Source organism: Bacillus sp. RE35 (assembly GCF_052146655.1).
GTDB classification, from domain to species: Bacteria; Bacillota; Bacilli; order Bacillales; family Bacillaceae_G; genus Bacillus_A; species Bacillus_A cereus.
Map to the genome: position 1 here is coordinate 3,810,093 of NZ_CP197377.1, position 18,552 is coordinate 3,828,644.

The following is an 18,552-nucleotide window of genomic DNA, read 5'->3' on the forward strand; positions in this document are numbered from 1 at the left end:
GCTTCTTTGACTATCGACGTAAGCCAAGCTTTGTGATTAATTCACGGTAACGTGTGATATCGCTATTACGAAGGTAAGTTAGTAAGTTACGACGTTTACCAACCATCTTTAATAGACCACGACGTGAATGATGATCTTTCTTGTGAGTACGTAAGTGCTCGTTTAGAGTGTTAATTTGCTCCGTTAGGACAGCAATTTGAACCTCTGGAGAACCAGTATCAGTCTCATGAGTTCTAAATTGTGCAATGATTTCATTTTTACGTTCTTGTGTTAAAGCCATCCTATTTCACCTCCTATTAATTAAACCCCCAATTACCTAGCAAGCGTCGGTGAGTCGCAATGCCAAGCAATGGTTGTCATAAAGTACATAACATAGAATACTACTTTTCATTTGAAAAAGCAAGTATATTCTTTTCGCTCATAAAATATTCTTGTGCTGTTTTCTTATCTTTTGCGATTTGTTCAACTAACTCATCAATACCGTTGAATTTCTTTTCTGCTCTTATACGCATATGCCACTCTACTGTAACATTTTGATCGTATATATCTTTGTTAAATTCAAATAAGTGCACTTCAATTGATAATTGACGCTCATCTTCTTTAAAAGTCGGTTTATATCCAATATTACATACACCATCGTACCATTCATCGTGAACTTTTAATCTCACTGCATAAACACCTACAGGTGGCAATAAATACTCATCACTTAAACCTACATTAGCTGTCGGGAAACCAATTTGACGCCCACGTTTGTCGCCGTGTATAACTGTTCCCGCTACAGTATAGGCTCTACCTAAAATAGATGGAATTTGCTCCATTTCGCCATTTCGAATTAACTTTCGTAATGCTGTAGAACTTACTTTCTCTTCTTGAAATTCAACTTTTTCAATCACAGTCTGTGTAAACTCCCCTCTTGCATGAAATGGTAAAGTCTCCATCTTTCCTTTTCCTAAACGTCCATATGAATAATCAAACCCTGCTACTACATGCTTTACATTTAAACCAATAATATAATCATCTACAAATTGTTGCGGTAATAACCCTGCAAATGATTCATCAAATTTAATCACATATAATATATCGATTCCTAAGCTTTCGACTATTTTTTCTTTATCACGCATTGGTGTAATATACTCCACATGCGCATCCTTTTTCCCTAAAACAACAGATGGATGAGGATGAAATGTCATAACTGCACTTTTATATCCTCGTTCGTCCGCTATTTTTTTCGCAGTTCGAATTACACATTGATGTCCTAAATGAATGCCATCAAAAAATCCTAATGCCATTACAGTAGGTGGTAATTCTAATTTATTTTGTTCATGTGGATGAGTTAAATGAATAAGTTTCACGCTTGAATTCACCTTTTTCTGTAATAATCCTTCCAATAATTCATTATAGCTTTAGTTCTTGATTATTCACAAGTACTTTCATCGGCTTTAACATGCCAGGATGTTTCGGATGATGTTCATAAATTGCTAAGCAACGATCATTTTTATCAAACACTGTAATAAATGGTGCTGTTATTTCTAATTCATTCTTTAAGAACATACCATTCTTTATTTTCTCTGCTTGCTTTTCATCTACAACCATTTTTGGAAACTTACTTAATGCTTCATCAATTGAAATGAAGATAGACTCTACTGTTCCATTTTGCACGTTTTCTTCAATTTCTTCAAATGATATGCAATCTTCTAATAAAAATTCACCAGATGCCGTTCTTACAAGGTGAGACATATGTGATGGGAAACCAAGTTTCTCCCCGATCATTACAGCTAACGTTCTTACATATGTTCCTTTACTACACGTTACACGGAAACGGAATGAAATATTTTCTCCTTCAAAAACTTCACGATCATCAAGTAATACGAATTCATGAATTGTAATTGTACGAACTGGACGTTCCACCTCTTGTCCTGCTCTTGCATATTCATATAATTTTTTCCCGTTTACTTTTACAGCCGAGAACATTGGTGGCATTTGTTCAATCGTGCCTGTTAATTCCGCAAGGACTTTCTCTACTTCCATACGAGTAATAGTACGATCTACATTTTTCGTTTCAACAACCTCACCAGAAGCGTCTTCAGTTGTCGTTGAAAACCCTAATGTTACTTCACCTTCATATGTTTTCGTTTCACTTGTTAAAAATTGTGCAATTTTCGTTGCTCTTCCAACGCAAATTGGTAATACTCCTGTTACATCTGGATCTAATGTTCCCGTATGACCAATTCTCTTTTCTCGCAATATCTTTCTTAATTTAAATACACAATCATGTGATGTCATGCCTTTTGGCTTATGTAATAATACTACACCTTCCATATATGTTCACCTCATCATAATTCTTTCGTATTAAATATCCAAAACTTATTTTGCATTGAAAAAATGGATAGACAAATGTCTATCCATTATTCTTCACGTTTACCGTCTTTATTAATTTCATGTAAAAGTGTATCAATTCGATGACCATATCCGATAGACTCATCAAACTCAAAGGTAATTTCCGGTGTTTTACGAAGACGAATACGTTGGCCAATTTCTGAACGAATAAAGCCTTTTGCCTTCGCTAAACCTTTTAAAGTATTTTCTTTCTGTTCTTCGTCACCTAAAACAGAAATATATACTTTAGCAATTTGTAAATCACCACTCACTTGTACATCTGTTACTGTAACAAATCCAATACGTGGGTCTTTAATTTTACGACTGATAATATCGCCTAATTCTTTTTTCATTTGCTCGCCCACACGGTTCGCACGTAATTTCATAACTCTTCACCTCATTCAATACCATTCCAAATGTGTTATTGTACGTTCAATTTCAGGAAATGAATCGATGTACTCAAGTACACGATTCATTTCTTTTTCACAGATAACACGATTTGAGGATACGGAAACAATTGCAATTTCTGTACGTTGCCATACATCTTGGTGCCCAATTTCAGAAACAGCTACATTATAGCGCTGTTTCACACGAGTTAACACACGTTGTAAAATTGCACGTTTCTCTTTTAAAGAATGCACATCGTAAATCATACACTCGAATGAGAGTGAAGCGATAATCATCGCTTCACTTCTTCCATAATATACGCTTCAATGATGTCCCCTTCTTTAAGATCATTATATCTCTCAATTGTAATACCACACTCATAGTTTTGTGCAACTTCTTTTACGTCGTCTTTGAAACGTTTTAACGTATCAAGTTGTCCTTCGAAAATTACTACGCCGTCACGGATAATACGTACGCCACTATCACGCGTAATTTTACCGTCTGTTACATAACAACCTGCGATTGTTCCAACTTTTGTTACTTTAAACGTTTGACGAACTTCTGCTTGACCGATTACTTTTTCTTCGAATTCTGGATCAAGCATACCTTGCATCGCTGCTTCAATCTCTTCGATTACTTTATAAATAATACGGTGTAAACGAATATCAACGTTCTCTAATTCAGCTGTACGCTTCGCGTTCACATCTGGACGTACGTTAAATCCAATTACAATTGCATTAGATGCAGAAGCTAAAATGATATCAGATTCTGTAATCGCACCTACACCAGTGTGAATGATTTTAACTTTTACGCCTTCAACATCAATTTTACGAAGTGATGCTGCCATCGCTTCAACAGAACCTTGTACGTCTGCTTTTACGATTAAGTTAATTTCTTTTACATCGCCCTCTTGGATTTGTTGGAATAAATCTTCAAGGCTTAATTTAGATTTCTCACCACGTTGTGCAACTAACGCTTCTTGTGCACGTGATTCACCAATTTGACGAGCTTTCTTCTCATCAGCGAATGCCATGAAACGATCTCCAGCCTGTGGTACTTCGTTTAAACCAGTAATTTCAACAGGAGTTGATGGACCAGCAACTTTTACACGACGACCAATATCACTTACCATTGCACGAACACGTCCGAATGAAGTTCCAACAACGATTGGATCTCCAACTCGAAGCGTACCGTTTTGAACAAGTAATGTCGCGATAGTTCCTTTACCTTTATCAAGCTGCGCTTCGATTACTGTACCAGTTGCATAGCGGTTTGGATTTGCTTTGTATTCTTCTACTTCACTTACAAGAAGGATCATTTCTAGTAAGTTGTCAATGCCTTCGCCTTGAATTGCAGAAATTGGTACGAAAATAGTATCTCCGCCCCAAGCTTCTGGAACTAATTCATATTCTGTTAGTTCTTGCATTACGCGATCAGGGTTTGCAGCTGGTTTATCCATTTTATTCACAGCAACAATAATTGGTACTCCTGCTGCCTTCGCATGGTTAATTGCTTCAACCGTTTGTGGCATAACACCGTCATCCGCTGCAACAACAAGGATTGTAATATCCGTTACTTGTGCACCACGAGCACGCATCGTTGTAAATGCTGCGTGACCAGGTGTATCTAAGAATGTAATCTTCTTATCGTTTACTTCAACTTGATATGCACCGATATGCTGAGTAATTCCACCCGCTTCGCCTGCAGTTACTTTTGAGTTACGAATAGAATCCAGTAATGTTGTTTTACCGTGGTCAACGTGTCCCATGATTGTAACTACAGCTGGACGTTCTTTTAAGTTCTCTTCATCATCTTGCTCATCAATGAATGTTTCAAACTCAGTCTCGCTCACAATTACTTCTTCTTCTACTTCAATACCGTAGTCGTTAGCAATTAACTCAATTGTATCTTTATCCAAGTCTTGGTTAATTGTTGCCATAATTCCAAGCATGAAGAGCTTCTTAATAATTTCAGATGGCTCTTTGCTTAATTTTTTAGCAAGATCTCCTACTGTAAGGCTTCCAGAGAAAGTAATTTTATCTGGTGTTTCTACAATTTGAGTTTGTTGTCTACCAGCAAAGTTCTCTTGACGTTTGTCTTCGTTTCCTTTGCCTTTTTTCTTTTTCTTATTGCTGTTCTTTTTACTGCGAACAACTTTTTCTTCTACTTCAAACTCATCTGCAACAGAAGGTTTTTCAGTTTGATATTCATTATCTAATTTATTTACTACTTCATCGTCTAACATTGTCATATGATTCGAAACCTCGATATTCATTTCTTTTAGTTTTGTCATAAGATCTTTACTTGAGATATTATGTTTTTTTGCATATTCATGCACTCGAATTTTACTCATACCTTCACCCCCGGTAATTTGTATCGAGCATGCTACGCAGCTTTTTCGCAAAGCCTTCATCTAACACAGCTACAACGACTCGCTCATCTCTCCCAATCGCATGCCCTAATTGTTGTCGATTTTCGACCTTTCTCATTGGTACGTTGTAGTACGTAGTTTTATCTGTGATGCGTTTTGTAGTATTTACTGACGCATCTTCAGATAGCAATACAAGTTTTGCTTTGCCACTTCGTACTTCTTTTAAAACGAGTTCTTCACCCGAAATAATTTTCCGAGCCCGGTTTGCTAGTCCTAAAAACGATTTCCAATCGGACACTTATTTCGACTCCTTCTCAACAAGCTCAAGAAGCTCTTCATATAAAGAACCGTCGATTTTCGCTTTTAGATGATGTTCCAAAACATTTTTCTTTTGAGCTTGAAGAATGCTCTCCTTGTCCTTCGACAAGTAAGCACCTCGTCCTGATTTTTTCCCAGTTAAATCAATGGACACTTCTCCCTCTTTGGAACGAACAATGCGAACGAGCTCTCGTTTTGATTTCATTTCTTGCGTTGCAACACATTTTCGTAACGGAACTTTTCGATTGCTCATACTCATCACCTCTATTCGATTTCGTCTTCCACTGAATCGAATCCAAATGCGATTACGCTATCTTCTTCTGTTACAATACCAAGTTGTTTCGCATCAGACTCACTCTTAATGTCAATTTTCCAGCCTGTTAATTTAGCTGCAAGACGTGCATTTTGTCCACGCTTACCGATAGCTAATGATAGCTGGTGGTCTGGAACAACTACTGTTGTCGCTTTTTCTTCTTCATCTACAAGTACTTTAACAACTTGTGATGGGCTTAATGCATTTGCAACATATTCAACTGGATCATTTGACCAGCGAACGATGTCAATTTTTTCACCTTTTAATTCGTCTACAATGCGTTGTACACGTTGCCCTTTTGGTCCTACACAAGAACCAACTGGATCAACATCAGTGTTCTCTGCATATACAGAGATCTTAGAGCGATCGCCAGCTTCACGTGCTACAGAACGAATTTCTACAGTTCCATCATAGATTTCAGGAACTTCCATTTCGAATAAACGTTTTAAAAGACCAGGATGTGTACGTGATACGTAAATTTGTGGTCCTTTTGTCGTTTTTTCTACTTTCGTAATGAATACGCGAATACGATCATGTGGTTTGTATTGCTCATTAGGCATTTGCTCACTTACAGGTAATAAAGCTTCTACTTTTCCTAAGCTTACATAGATGAAACGAGCATCTTGACGTTGTACAATACCTACCATAATATCTTCTTCACGATCACTAAACTCAGAGTAAATAACACCGCGCTCTGCTTCACGCACTCGTTGTGTTACAACTTGTTTTGCAGTTTGTGCTGCAATACGACCAAAGTCTTTTGGTGTTACTTCAATTTCTAGTACGTCACCATCTTGGTAGTTTGGATTAATTTGTCTTGCTTCCTCTACAGAAATTTCAAGACGTGGATCAAACACATTGTCTACTACGTCTTTACGTGCTAAAACTTGAATTGTTCCCACTTCTGGGTTAAAGCTCACACGAACGTTTTGTGCTTGATTAAAATTGCGCTTATAAGCAGAGATTAAAGCTGCTTCAATCGCATCAATAATAATGTCTTTGCTAATGCCTTTTTCAGATTCTAATACGAGCAAAGCATCTAATAACTCAGTGCTCATGAAGATCCCCCTTCTAACTAAAACGTAACAGCAAGTCGCGCATTTGCGACTTTATCCATCGAAATTTGGATTTCTTTTTTACGTGTTTTAATTGTTAATAATAATGTTATTGTTGTACCATCGTAAGAAAGCAGTTTTCCTTCAAACATCTTTTCACCATCAATCGGCTCATATGTTTTAATTGCCACTTGTTTTCCTACCGCTTGCTGGAAGTCTTTTTCTTTCTTTAATGGGCGTTCCGCTCCAGGAGATGATACATCCAAAAAGTAAAGATGAGGAATTGGGTCCTCTTTATCTAAAGCTTCGCTTAAACGTTCACTTACCGCACCGCATTCTTCAATGTCGACTCCCTTTTCAGAATCGATGAATACGCGTAAGAACCAGTCTTGTCCTTCTTTCACATACTCTACATCTACAAGTTCAAGATTTAACTCTTCAACGATCGGCTGCGCAAATGCTTCTACAACTTCTGTGACTTTCTTATCCATAAACAGCCTCCTTCCTGCCGTCATGTACCATTTAAAAGAAGAAGACCCCGCCAATTTAAAAACGGTCTATCTTATTCTTTCTCGTTAGCTAACAAAAGCCCCTGCTGTTCAGCAGGGATTATCTGTCTTAGTATTACCAAATTTAAGAAGTAAAACTTGTAACAAAATATGTATATACGACAGAAATCTTTTACCTATCTACGTAGATAAAACATAGATAGTAACACGAAAGAGTGGGTTTCCCCACTCTTTTCTTTACACAATATACATGACATGGTTATCTCGGTTAATAGTATATCATAGGAAATGTTGATTTGCAAAGACTTTTCCTACCTACTAGAACAGTGATAACTGGTTTTGATCTGGTAAGTCTCCTAAACAACCTTGGCTATCTAAATACTCAATAATTGTTTTCGAAACCTTACTTCGCTGTTGCAAGTCTTCTTTTGATAAGAAGTCTCCATTTTTACGTGCTTCTACAATACTTAAAGCTGCGTTTGTGCCAAGACCAGGTACTGCATTAAATGGAGGGATTAATGTATCTCCATCAATAATAAATTCTGTTGCATGTGAGCGGTATAAATCCACCTTTTGGAATGAGTATCCACGCTCACACATTTCAAGTGTCATTTCTAGTACCGTTAATAAACTCTTCTCTTTCGGCGCAGCATCGAGTCCCTTTTGAGCAATTTCATCAATTCTTGCACGTATAGATGCTGAACCTTTCGCCATTGCCTCTACATCAAAATCATCTGCACGAACTGTAAAATATGCGGCATAGAATAACAGTGCAAAATGTACTTTAAAGTATGCGATACGTACAGCCATAAGTACGTAAGCAGCCGCATGGGCTTTAGGGAACATGTATTTAATCTTCTTACATGAATCAATATACCAACCTGGTACATTATTATTTTTCATGTCTTCTTCCCATTCTTCCGGTACACCTTTACCTTTACGAACCGACTCCATGATTTTGAAGGCTAATGATGGATCTAGACCTTGATAGATTAAATATACCATGATGTCATCACGACAACCGATAACTTCGCTCAGCGTACATGTACCGTTATAAATTAACTCGTTTGCATTACCAAGCCATACGTCGGTACCATGTGATAGTCCAGAAATTTGGACTAACTCTGAGAATGTCGTCGGTTTTGTCTCTTCTAACATCTGTCTTACGAATTTTGTACCAAACTCTGGTATACCAAGTGTACCTGTTTTACAGTTAATTTGTTCTTCCGTTACCCCTAACGATTCTGGACCAGAGAAAATTTTCATTACTTCTGGATCATCCGTTGGGATTGTTTTCGGATCAATACCACTTAAATCTTGTAACATACGAATAACGGTCGGATCATCGTGTCCTAGTATATCAAGTTTCAATAAATTATCATGAATCGAGTGGAAATCAAAATGCGTTGTTCTCCATTCAGCACCAATTGAATCAGCTGGATACTGTATTGGTGAGAAATCAAAGATATCCATGTAATCTGGCACAACGATAATACCGCCTGGATGCTGTCCTGTTGTACGTTTTACACCGGTACACCCTGCTACTAAGCGATCAATCTCTGCATTTCGAATCGTTAAGTTATGATCATTTGCATAACCTTTTACATATCCGTAAGCAGTTTTTTCCGCAACTGTACCAATCGTTCCTGCACGATATACATAGTCTTCACCGAACAGTACTTTCGTATAGTTATGGGCACGTGGTTGGTATTCCCCGGAGAAGTTCAAATCGATATCGGGTACCTTATCTCCTTTAAATCCAAGGAATGTTTCGAACGGAATGTCATGTCCATCTTTTACATATGGAATATTACAAGCAGGACATTCTTTATCTGGTAAGTCAAAACCAGAGCCTACAGAACCATCATTAAAGAATTCTGATTGCTTACACTTCGGACATACATAGTGTGGTGGTAATGGGTTTACTTCTGTAATTTCCATCATCGTTGCAACAAATGATGATCCTACCGATCCACGCGAACCTACTAGATATCCGTCTACTAACGATTTTTTCACAAGCTTATGTGAAATTAAATAAATTACGGCGAATCCATGCCCAATAATACTTTTTAATTCTTTTTCTAAACGTGCTTCTACAATTTCCGGTAGCTCTTCACCATAAATGCTACGCGCCATTTTATAACTCATATCACGCGTTTCATCATCAGCACCTTCAATTTTCGGTGTGTATAGATCGTCTTTTACTGGATGCACATCACCAATTAATGACGCAATCTTTTGTGTATTTGTTACAACAACTTCTTTCGCTTTATCTTCACCTAAGAATGAAAAACATTCTAACATTTCATCAGTTGTACGGAAATGTACTGGCGGTAATGAATGTCGATTTAACGGATTGGCTCCGCCCTGCGAACTGACTAAAATTTTACGATACATTGCATCCTCAGGGTCTAAATAATGCACGTTTCCTGTAGCAACAACTGGTTTATCTAACGTCTCACCTAGTTTTACTAAGTTAGAAATAATTGTTTTTAATTGACCTTCGTCTCGAACAAGTTCACGTTCTACTAAATGACGCAACACCTCTGGAGGCATTACTTCAATGTAATCATAGAACTGGGCAATTTCTTCTACCTCTTCAGGTGCCTTTTGCATCATTGCCTCGAAAACTTCACCTTTATCACAAGCCGTTCCTACTAAAATTCCTTCACGGTATTTTTTTAATAGTGACCTCGGCACACGTGGTACACGGTAAAAGTAATTAAGGTGAGAATATGAAACAAGTTTATATAAATTTTTCAATCCAACATCTGATGTGGCAAGTAACGTCATATGACTTGGACGGCCACGCTTATACGCATCCCCTTGTCCCATGCTATCATTTAATTGATCGTGATATTCAAATCCCTTTTCAATTACGTCTTTCAACATTTTCACAAGTAAATATCCCGTCGCTTCTGTATCATAAATTGCACGGTGATGTTGTGTTAATTCAATATCAAGTTTTTTACACATCGTATTTAATCGATGATTTTTCATTTCTGGGAATAAGAATCGTGCAAGTTCTAACGTATCAATAACGGGGTTATTCGTTTTTTCTAGTCCAGCCTTTTTAAAACCTACGTTAATAAAGCCCATATCAAAGCTCGCATTATGGGCAACAAGTGTATGGTCGCCCATCCATTCCTCAAACTTTTTAAACACTTCGTCCACTTCAGGTGCATCAGTTAACATATCATCTGTAATACCTGTTAATTCAATGATCGTCGCCGATAATGGTTGATGCGGATTTGCAAAAGATTCAAAGCGGTCAATAATTTCGCCACCCTTTACTTTTACAGCAGCCAACTCAATAACTGTATCGTATACAGCTGATAAACCTGTCGTCTCAACGTCGAAAACAACATACGTTTCCTCTGCAAGTAAACGATGCGCTTCGTTATATGCTATCGGTACACCATCATTAACTAAATTTGCTTCTACACCATATATAACTTTAACTCCAGCCTTCTTCCCCGCAGAATACGCCTCTGGGAAAGACTGAGCCACGGCATGGTCTGTAACCGCAATAGCCTCATGTCCCCATTTACCAGCTTGAGCAACAAGCTTAGAAACTGGAGTGACAGCGTCCATTTGACTCATCGGAGTATGGAGATGCAGCTCTACTCGTTTTTCGCCTTCTGGTGCTTTATCTTTACGAGACGGTCCTGTGATTTCATTAATATCATTTGCAATCATTACTAAATCTCGAACGAATGTATCGTTTTGAACAGAACCACGCGCTTTCACCCACATTCCTTTTTTCAAGGATTGCAGCATTGGAATATCTTCTTTGTCACGCGAGAACATTTTGATCATAATAGAATCCGTATAATCCGTTATTTTTAAAGTTAATAACGTACGTCCACTACGAAGCTCTTTTGTTTCTACATGGAAGACATATCCTTGAACCGTTTTTCTTCTTTCTTCATCTTGAATTTCTCGCATCGGTGTAATCTCTTCATCTGGCTTAATAAGATACCCGAGTGTAATCGGTCCTTCATACACAACGCTGCTTTCTTCAGCTTGCTTCTTCGCCATTTCTTCCATAGCTTGTATAACACGCTCGCGGTCTTCTTGCTGCGTTTGTTCACGAAACTTTTGCATTTCTTCTGTATTTTGCTGTATATGTGTGTCTAACTGAAAACGCGGGAATCCAAAAACTTCGTATTGATCCCCTACTGGTTTCGCAACGTTTTTCTTTAAAGCAGTAGACTCCAACTCGTTATTCACATTTATTAGCAACTTCACTCCATTCACCTGTGGAAGCTGCTTCTTTAAGTATGCGAACATAGGTGAAAATGTAATTCGTTCCGTACAAAGCGGCCAATACGCCCTCACTTCTTCTTCTGTAAATTGTTTATTCTCTGTTTCTAATGCAAATGTTGTTCTTGCAATATGAGAAAATGATTGCTTAAGCTTTGTTTCTAGCAATTCATATAATTCTGTAGGCAAAATACGTGGCACTTGTAAATCAAAATGCCAACTTTTATTCGCTTTATCAATAACGAGCCTTTCAATACCACCGCCTTGTAAATATTGATTTATAAGGTCGTCTGGTATTTGCAACTGCTGGAGCAAAATTTGAAATCGCTCTTGTTGTTCATTTGTTAAAGACATAAGCACTCTCCTTCCATTTGCTATTATAAATTGAAACGTACCACAAAGAAAGATTTCTCACCTCTTCTTTTACAAAATACGTTTACAAAGAAAGAGAAGGTACCCCATTACGAGGTACCTCTTCTTATTTTAAAATATTTGCAATATATGTTTGAAGTTCTTCTACTTTTACTTCTTCAGACTCACCTGTAGCACGTACTTTCACTTCTACAATACCTTCGTCTGCTTTTTTACCAACTGTAACACGAACTGGAAGACCAAATAAATCTGCATCTGCAAATTTAACACCTGCACGTTCTGCACGATCGTCTAATAACACTTCATAGCCTTGTTCTTGTAATGAGTTGTAGATATTTTCACCCATTTCACGTTGTGCATCCGATTTCATATTTACTGGAATTACATGCACATGGAACGGTGCTACAGCTTTTGGCCAAACTAAGCCGTTCTCATCGTTAAACTGCTCTGCAATTGCTGCCACTGTACGAGATACCCCGATACCGTAACAACCCATAATAAGTGGTTGTGTTTTTCCGTTTTCATCCAGGAATGTTGCGTTCATTGCTTCACTATAACGAGTTCCTAATTTGAATACATGACCAACTTCAATTCCGCGTGCAAAAAGAATTGTTCCGTTTCCATCTGGAGATTGGTCTCCTTCTTGGATGAAGCGTAAATCTGTATATTGACTTACTTTAAAGTCACGTTCTGGATTTACATTTACATAATGGAATCCTTCTTCATTCGCTCCTGAACATCCGTTAACAATTGATGCTACAGCATGATCAGCAATAATTTCGATATCACCTGTTACATTAATCGGTCCTAATGAACCAACTTCACAATTTAATAATGCTTTTACTTCTTCATGAGAAGCAAGCTCAACAACTGAAGCGCCGTATACATTTTTCACTTTCACATCGTTTACTTCGTGATCACCACGAACAAGTACCACTACTAATTTCTCATCTACTTTAAACACCATAGACTTAATGCACTTGTCAGCTGCAATGTTTAAGAATGCGGATACTTCTTCAATTGCTTTTTGGTCTGGTGTTGCTACTTTTTCAAGTGCTTTTTCTGCTTCGTCACTCTTCGTATACGTAGCTACAACAGGAGCCATTTCGATGTTTGCTGCATAATCAGATGTGTCAGAGTATGCAATTGTATCTTCACCAACATCAGATAATACCATAAATTCATGTGTATCTTTTCCGCCCATTGCTCCAGAATCAGCAATAACTGCACGGAAATTCAAGCCACAGCGAGCAAAAATGTTAGAGTATGCTTTATATAAACGATCGTATACTTCATCTAAGCTCTCTTGTGTAGCATGGAAAGAGTATGCATCTTTCATTAGAAACTCTCTTCCACGTAATAAGCCGAAACGAGGTCTTTGCTCATCACGGAATTTTGTTTGAATTTGGTATAATGTTAACGGTAATTTTTTATATGATTTCACTTCATCACGCACAAGATCCGTAATTACTTCCTCATGTGTCGCTCCTAATGCGAATTCACGAGCATTACGATCTTTCATACGCATTAATTCAGATCCGTAAGAATACCAACGACCTGATTCTTGCCATAATTCCGCAGCTTGCATAGCTGGCATTAATAATTCTACAGCTCCTGCGCGCTCCATTTCTTCTCGAACGATACGTTCTACTTTGTGTAATACTTTTAATCCAAATGGTAGAAAGCTATAAATACCAGAAGCATTTTGACGCATAAAACCTGCACGAAGTAATAGCTGATGACTCTTAATTTCAGCATCAGCTGGAACTTCACGTAATGTAGGACTGAATACCATACTTTGTTTCATTTATTTGCACCTCTTCATTTTACTCTTACACGCAGTAAAACCCCTCACCTCGAGTTAGGTGAGGGATTTTATTCTACGAGCTCTATTTCATTATAAGTTTCACTTTATTTTACAAGAAAAACTTACGAATGTCATTCCAAGTTACAACTAACATAAGTAACATTAATAATGCAAAACCAATAAAGTGAACCATTCCTTCTTTTTGGCGATCAATTGGTTTCCCTCGTAACGCTTCAATTAAGAAGAAGAATAAACGGCCACCATCTAAAGCAGGAACTGGTAATAAATTAAATAAACCAAGATTAATGCTTAGAACTGCAGCTAAACTTAGTACACGCGTAAACCCATAATCTACAACTTGATCTGTTAGATTATAAATTCCTACTGGACCTGATAACTCATTAATAGAAAATTGACCAGTTACTAATTTAACAAGAGATTCAAAAATTAGTTTCGTCCATTGGTACGTTTGTTCAAATCCTGATTTAATAGAACCCATTACTGTTTTCTCTACAGGAGAATACACACCGATTCTACCAACTTCGTCTTTTCCTTCTTTATCGAGTGTTGGCGTTACTTTCACATTAAACTGTTCATTATCACGCTTTACTTGTAACGTAATTTCTTTATTTGGGTTTTCACGTACAATAGTAACAACATCTTTCCATGTACTTGTGTTTTTCCCATCAATAGCTTGAATTGTATCATTCTCTTTCAATCCAGCTTGCTGTGCTGCACTGTTATCCATCACTTTTCCGACCATTGGTTTGTCAATAGGAACCCCTTGTACAAATCCAAGAATCACAAAAATAACAAATGCTAAAATGAAGTTCATTGCAGGACCCGCAAAGATTGTTAAAGCGCGTTGCCCTAGTTTTTTCGAGCCAAATTGTCTATTATACGGAGCAATTTGAATTTCTTCCCCCGCAGTAATAATACGAGCCTTTTCATTCACTCGGAATGTTTGAAGCTCTTCCTCGTACTCTTCATAGCCCGAAATTGTTAAATTATGCTCCAAATCAGCTTGTTCGACTTCAATAACACGAACATTTGGATACTTTTCATATCCATCAAAAACTAATTTCACAACTTCGTCTTTTTCATTTAATACAAGGCCAACCTTTTTCCCAGGCTTTAACTCAACTGTGTCCGCATCCTCGCCGGCCATTCTTACATAGCCACCAAGGGGCAGTAATCGAATCGTATACACCGTTTCATTCTTTTCAAATGAGAATATTTTCGGACCAAAACCAATCGCAAACTCGCGGCATAAAATACCTGCTCTTTTTGCGAAATATAGATGCCCTAGCTCATGGAAAAATACGAGTGCACCGAAAATTAATATAAAGGCAATCGCTGTATTCAATTCCATAACCACCTTTGCTAAATTTGTTCCATCACAAACCGTCTTGTGGCCGCATCAATTTCCAAAATTTCCTCTAAGCTCGGTCGTGCAATGACATTGTGATGGTTCATTGCTTTTTCAATGAGGTCTTCCACTGTTAAGAAACCAATTCTCTTTTGTAAAAAGGCTTCAACAGCTACTTCATTCGCTGCGTTCATTACAGCTGGCATACTTCCACCTGCTTTTCCAGCTTCATACGCAAAACGTAAACAACGGAATCGTTCTTGGTCCATTTTCTCAAAATGCAACGTCCCTATTTCCCATAAGTTTAACTGTTTTGTGTCTGAAAGAGGCAATCTATCAGGATATGTAAGTGCGTATTGAATTGGTACTCGCATATCAGGTGAACCAAGCTGCGCCATTACACTACGATCTTCAAATTCAACCATAGAATGGATAATACTTTCTTTATGTAAAACAACATCGATTTGCTCATAAGGGATACCAAAAAGCCAATGTGCTTCAATTACTTCTAGTCCCTTATTCATCATTGTAGCAGAATCAATTGTAATTTTCGAACCCATTGACCAGTTTGGATGTCGAAGCGCATCTTCTACGGTCACATGATGCAATTCATCCCTCGTTTTATCACGGAAACTTCCACCAGAAGCCGTTATAATAAGACGAGAAATTCTTTTTTCATTTTCACCATTCAAGCACTGAAAAATAGCCGAATGTTCACTATCTACTGGAAGTAACGAAACATTATGTTTTCGTGCTGCTTCCATTACAAGATGTCCTGCAGTTACTAACGTTTCTTTATTTGCAATTCCAATTGTTTTTTTCGCCTCAATTGCACGAAGTGTTGGTAACAACCCTACGCTACCTACAACAGCATTTACTACAATCTCCGCATCTGGATGTAATGCTACTTCTAAAAGTCCTTCACTACCATATACAATTTTTGTATTACCAGAAACAGATTGTAATTTTAAAACATCTTCCTCTCTTTGCACAGAGACGATTTGCGGAGAAAATTCTTGAATTACCTTTACTGCGTAGTCAATATTTTTCCCTACAGAAAAAGCAACGAGACGGAATTGGTCTGGGTGCGAGCGTAATACATCTAAAGTTTGTGTACCAATTGATCCGCTTGCACCTAATAAACTAATGTTTTTCATGACTCCAACCCCTCGTTCATTTATTAATTGTATTGTAATAAGAAGTAGAGAATTGGTAAAACGAATAACCAACTATCTGTTCGGTCTAATATACCACCATGCCCAGGTAAAATTGTACCTGAATCCTTTACGCCATAATGACGTTTAAAAGCAGATTGTACTAAATCACCAATTTGTCCAAAAATAGAAATGATAATTGTCAGCACAATTAAAATTACTACATTCGATTCGACTGGGAAGAACACGTTGTAAACAAGTGCCACAATAATTCCACAAACGATACCGCCTAATGAACCTTCAATCGTTTTATTCGGACTAATTTCTGGCCACAATTTTCTCTTGCCCAATGCTTTTCCTACGAAATATGCGCCTGAATCAGTAGCCCATATAACAAATAATGCGCAAAATACATATTTAATTCCTAATATTCTCGTTTCATTTAAATATAAGAATCCCATTGCCACATATGTCGTTGCCATCAGTAAAAATGAAGCATTATCAAAAGTAAATGTATTCTTAGAAAGGACTGTATATGATAAAAGTAATAAAACAATCACAAATGTGATTTCCAATTTACCTAATCCAATCCATGTAAACAGTTCTGATGCACTACTTGGAATTAAAAGAATCCACAATAATACTGCAGCTAAAACTGTCGGTACTGAAATAAGCGTAAGCTTATTCATACGAATTAATTCATATAAACCTATAGAAGCAAGTGCATACACTAAAACCGTAAAAGGCACGCCACCGTATATTACGATGGGAATGAATAGCGCGGCAGCAACCACTCCAGTAATAATTCTCTGTTTCACTATCAAACCCTCTCTTTCTACACGCCTCCGAATCTGCGCCCTCTATGTTGAAAGTCAGTAATCGCATTTAGCAAATGTTCTTCTTTGAAGTCTGGCCAATACACGTCTGTAAACCAAAACTCCGAATATGCAATTTGCCATAACATGAAATTACTAATACGTAGCTCTCCGCTTGTTCGGATTAACAACTCTGGATCAGGTAAAGAACTCGTCATTAAGTAGGAGGAAAGCATTTCTTCACTCACCTCTTCAGAACGAATTTTTCCTTCCTCATTATCTTTCATCATATGTTGCACAGCAGAAACGATTTCATCTCGACTTCCATAGTTTAACGCGAAATTAAGAATTAATCCCGTATTCTCTTTCGTATCTTCCATGGCTTTCTCCATCGCTCTGCGTGTATGCGTAGGAAGACGATCTTTTTGCCCTATTACTCGGACTTGTACGTTTTCTTCAATCAATTCTGGTAAAAATGTACCTAGAAATTCTTCTGGAAGCTTCATTAAATAATCAACTTCCTTTTTCGGTCTTTTCCAGTTCTCAGTTGAAAAAGCATAGAGAGTTAACACTTTCACATTAAGTTTACTTGCAAATTTTGTAATTTTCTTTACAACTTGCATACCTTCATGATGTCCCGCAATACGAGGCATTGCTCTCCTCTTTGCCCATCTTCCATTCCCATCCATAATGATGGCAATATGTTCTGGGATATATCCTTTTTTCACTTCTTCAACGAGATGATCAAACGATGTGTCCTTTTTACCTTTAAAAAAAGGAAAGTTTTTAAACATCATTCATACCCTCCAGCAAGCAGACGTATGCCTAAAAGTGTAAAAAGACCCCCTTAAGAAGAGGGTCATATTTGCGAAGTTATCGCTATTACACTTCCATGATTTCTTTTTCTTTGTTTTTTGCGATTTCGTCAACTTTTGCAATATATTTATCTGTTTCTTTTTGGATATCTTCAGTATATCCTCTTAAATCATCTTCTGTAATCTCGCCAGCTTTTTCAAGCTTCTTAAGATCATCATTTCCGTCACGACGTACGTTACGAACAGCAACTTTTGCTTCTTCAGCATATTTTTTCACAACTTTTACAAGATCACGACGACGCTCTTCTGTTAGTGCAGGGAATGCAATACGAATTACAGTTCCATCATTAGAAGGGTTTAAGCCTAAATCTGCTTTTAAAATTGCTTTTTCAATATCACCGATAGAAGTTTTATCATAAGGTTGAATTACTAGTAAACGCGCTTCTGGAACTGTAATGTTCGCTAATTGCACAACTGGTGTTGGTGCACCATAGTAATCAACTTGTACCTTATCTAATACAGACGCGTTTGCACGACCAGCACGAACTGTTGCTAATTCACGAGAATAAGCAGCAACTGCTTTTTCCATTTTTTCATTTGAAGACTTCAATACTTGTTGTCCCAT

General features: G+C 37.5%; 17 protein-coding genes. All 17 read right to left on the reverse strand.

Translation table 11 applies throughout. From position 1 onward, the window contains the following. Positions 1–10: 10 nt before the first annotated feature. Positions 11–280: a 30S ribosomal protein S15 gene (gene rpsO, locus ACTL4X_RS19300; protein ID WP_001229392.1), complete on the reverse strand. Its 270-nt coding sequence runs from the start codon at positions 278–280 to the stop codon at positions 11–13. A gap of 100 nt (positions 281–380) precedes the next feature. Continuing rightward, positions 381–1,352 (reverse strand): bifunctional riboflavin kinase/FAD synthetase, encoded by a 972-nt coding sequence (gene ribF / locus ACTL4X_RS19305; RefSeq protein ID WP_000766706.1) that lies wholly within the window; start codon positions 1,350–1,352, stop codon positions 381–383. A 43-nt stretch (positions 1,353–1,395) separates the two neighbouring features. Further along, positions 1,396–2,319: a tRNA pseudouridine(55) synthase TruB gene (gene truB, locus ACTL4X_RS19310; RefSeq protein ID WP_000399352.1), complete on the reverse strand. Its 924-nt coding sequence runs from the start codon at positions 2,317–2,319 to the stop codon at positions 1,396–1,398. 86 nt (positions 2,320–2,405) lie between these two features. After that, positions 2,406–2,762 (reverse strand): 30S ribosome-binding factor RbfA, encoded by a 357-nt coding sequence (rbfA, locus tag ACTL4X_RS19315; RefSeq protein WP_000776437.1) that lies wholly within the window; start codon positions 2,760–2,762, stop codon positions 2,406–2,408. Between the two features lie 15 nt (positions 2,763–2,777). After that, positions 2,778–3,059: a DUF503 domain-containing protein gene (locus ACTL4X_RS19320; RefSeq protein WP_086400996.1), complete on the reverse strand. Its 282-nt coding sequence runs from the start codon at positions 3,057–3,059 to the stop codon at positions 2,778–2,780. Beyond that, complete coding sequence (gene infB, locus ACTL4X_RS19325; protein WP_000036343.1) at positions 3,056–5,116, reverse strand: translation initiation factor IF-2; 2,061 nt, start codon at positions 5,114–5,116, stop codon at positions 3,056–3,058. The genes ACTL4X_RS19320 and infB overlap by 4 nt, the downstream gene beginning before the upstream one ends. A gap of 4 nt (positions 5,117–5,120) precedes the next feature. After that, the gene (locus ACTL4X_RS19330) at positions 5,121–5,432 is read right to left on the reverse strand and encodes a YlxQ family RNA-binding protein (protein WP_001286523.1); all 312 of its coding nucleotides are present in this window, start codon (positions 5,430–5,432) and stop codon (positions 5,121–5,123) included. Beyond that, complete coding sequence (rnpM, locus tag ACTL4X_RS19335; RefSeq protein WP_000071127.1) at positions 5,433–5,705, reverse strand: RNase P modulator RnpM; 273 nt, start codon at positions 5,703–5,705, stop codon at positions 5,433–5,435. Between the two features lie 11 nt (positions 5,706–5,716). Then, positions 5,717–6,823: a transcription termination factor NusA gene (gene nusA, locus ACTL4X_RS19340; protein WP_000102604.1), complete on the reverse strand. Its 1,107-nt coding sequence runs from the start codon at positions 6,821–6,823 to the stop codon at positions 5,717–5,719. A gap of 17 nt (positions 6,824–6,840) precedes the next feature. Continuing rightward, positions 6,841–7,311, reverse strand: a complete 471-nt coding sequence (gene rimP, locus ACTL4X_RS19345) for a ribosome maturation factor RimP (protein WP_000359096.1) — start codon at positions 7,309–7,311, stop codon at positions 6,841–6,843. A 336-nt stretch (positions 7,312–7,647) separates the two neighbouring features. Next, complete coding sequence (locus tag ACTL4X_RS19350; RefSeq protein WP_000060005.1) at positions 7,648–11,949, reverse strand: PolC-type DNA polymerase III; 4,302 nt, start codon at positions 11,947–11,949, stop codon at positions 7,648–7,650. A 124-nt stretch (positions 11,950–12,073) separates the two neighbouring features. Further along, positions 12,074–13,774, reverse strand: coding sequence for a proline--tRNA ligase (locus ACTL4X_RS19355; RefSeq protein ID WP_000814299.1), 1,701 nt, complete (start codon positions 13,772–13,774; stop codon positions 12,074–12,076). Between the two features lie 109 nt (positions 13,775–13,883). Next, a complete protein-coding gene (rseP, locus tag ACTL4X_RS19360; RefSeq protein ID WP_001090243.1) occupies positions 13,884–15,140 on the reverse strand; it encodes an RIP metalloprotease RseP in 1,257 nt (418 codons plus the stop codon). Between the two features lie 17 nt (positions 15,141–15,157). Continuing rightward, entirely contained in the window at positions 15,158–16,300 is a 1,143-nt protein-coding gene (gene dxr, locus ACTL4X_RS19365; RefSeq protein WP_000790373.1) for a 1-deoxy-D-xylulose-5-phosphate reductoisomerase, read from the reverse strand. Between the two features lie 23 nt (positions 16,301–16,323). Beyond that, positions 16,324–17,115: a phosphatidate cytidylyltransferase gene (gene cdsA, locus ACTL4X_RS19370; RefSeq protein WP_000813592.1), complete on the reverse strand. Its 792-nt coding sequence runs from the start codon at positions 17,113–17,115 to the stop codon at positions 16,324–16,326. 17 nt (positions 17,116–17,132) lie between these two features. Then, positions 17,133–17,909 (reverse strand): isoprenyl transferase, encoded by a 777-nt coding sequence (uppS, locus tag ACTL4X_RS19375; RefSeq protein WP_000971296.1) that lies wholly within the window; start codon positions 17,907–17,909, stop codon positions 17,133–17,135. An 85-nt stretch (positions 17,910–17,994) separates the two neighbouring features. After that, positions 17,995–18,552 (reverse strand): ribosome recycling factor, encoded by a 558-nt coding sequence (frr, locus tag ACTL4X_RS19380; protein ID WP_000531501.1) that lies wholly within the window; start codon positions 18,550–18,552, stop codon positions 17,995–17,997.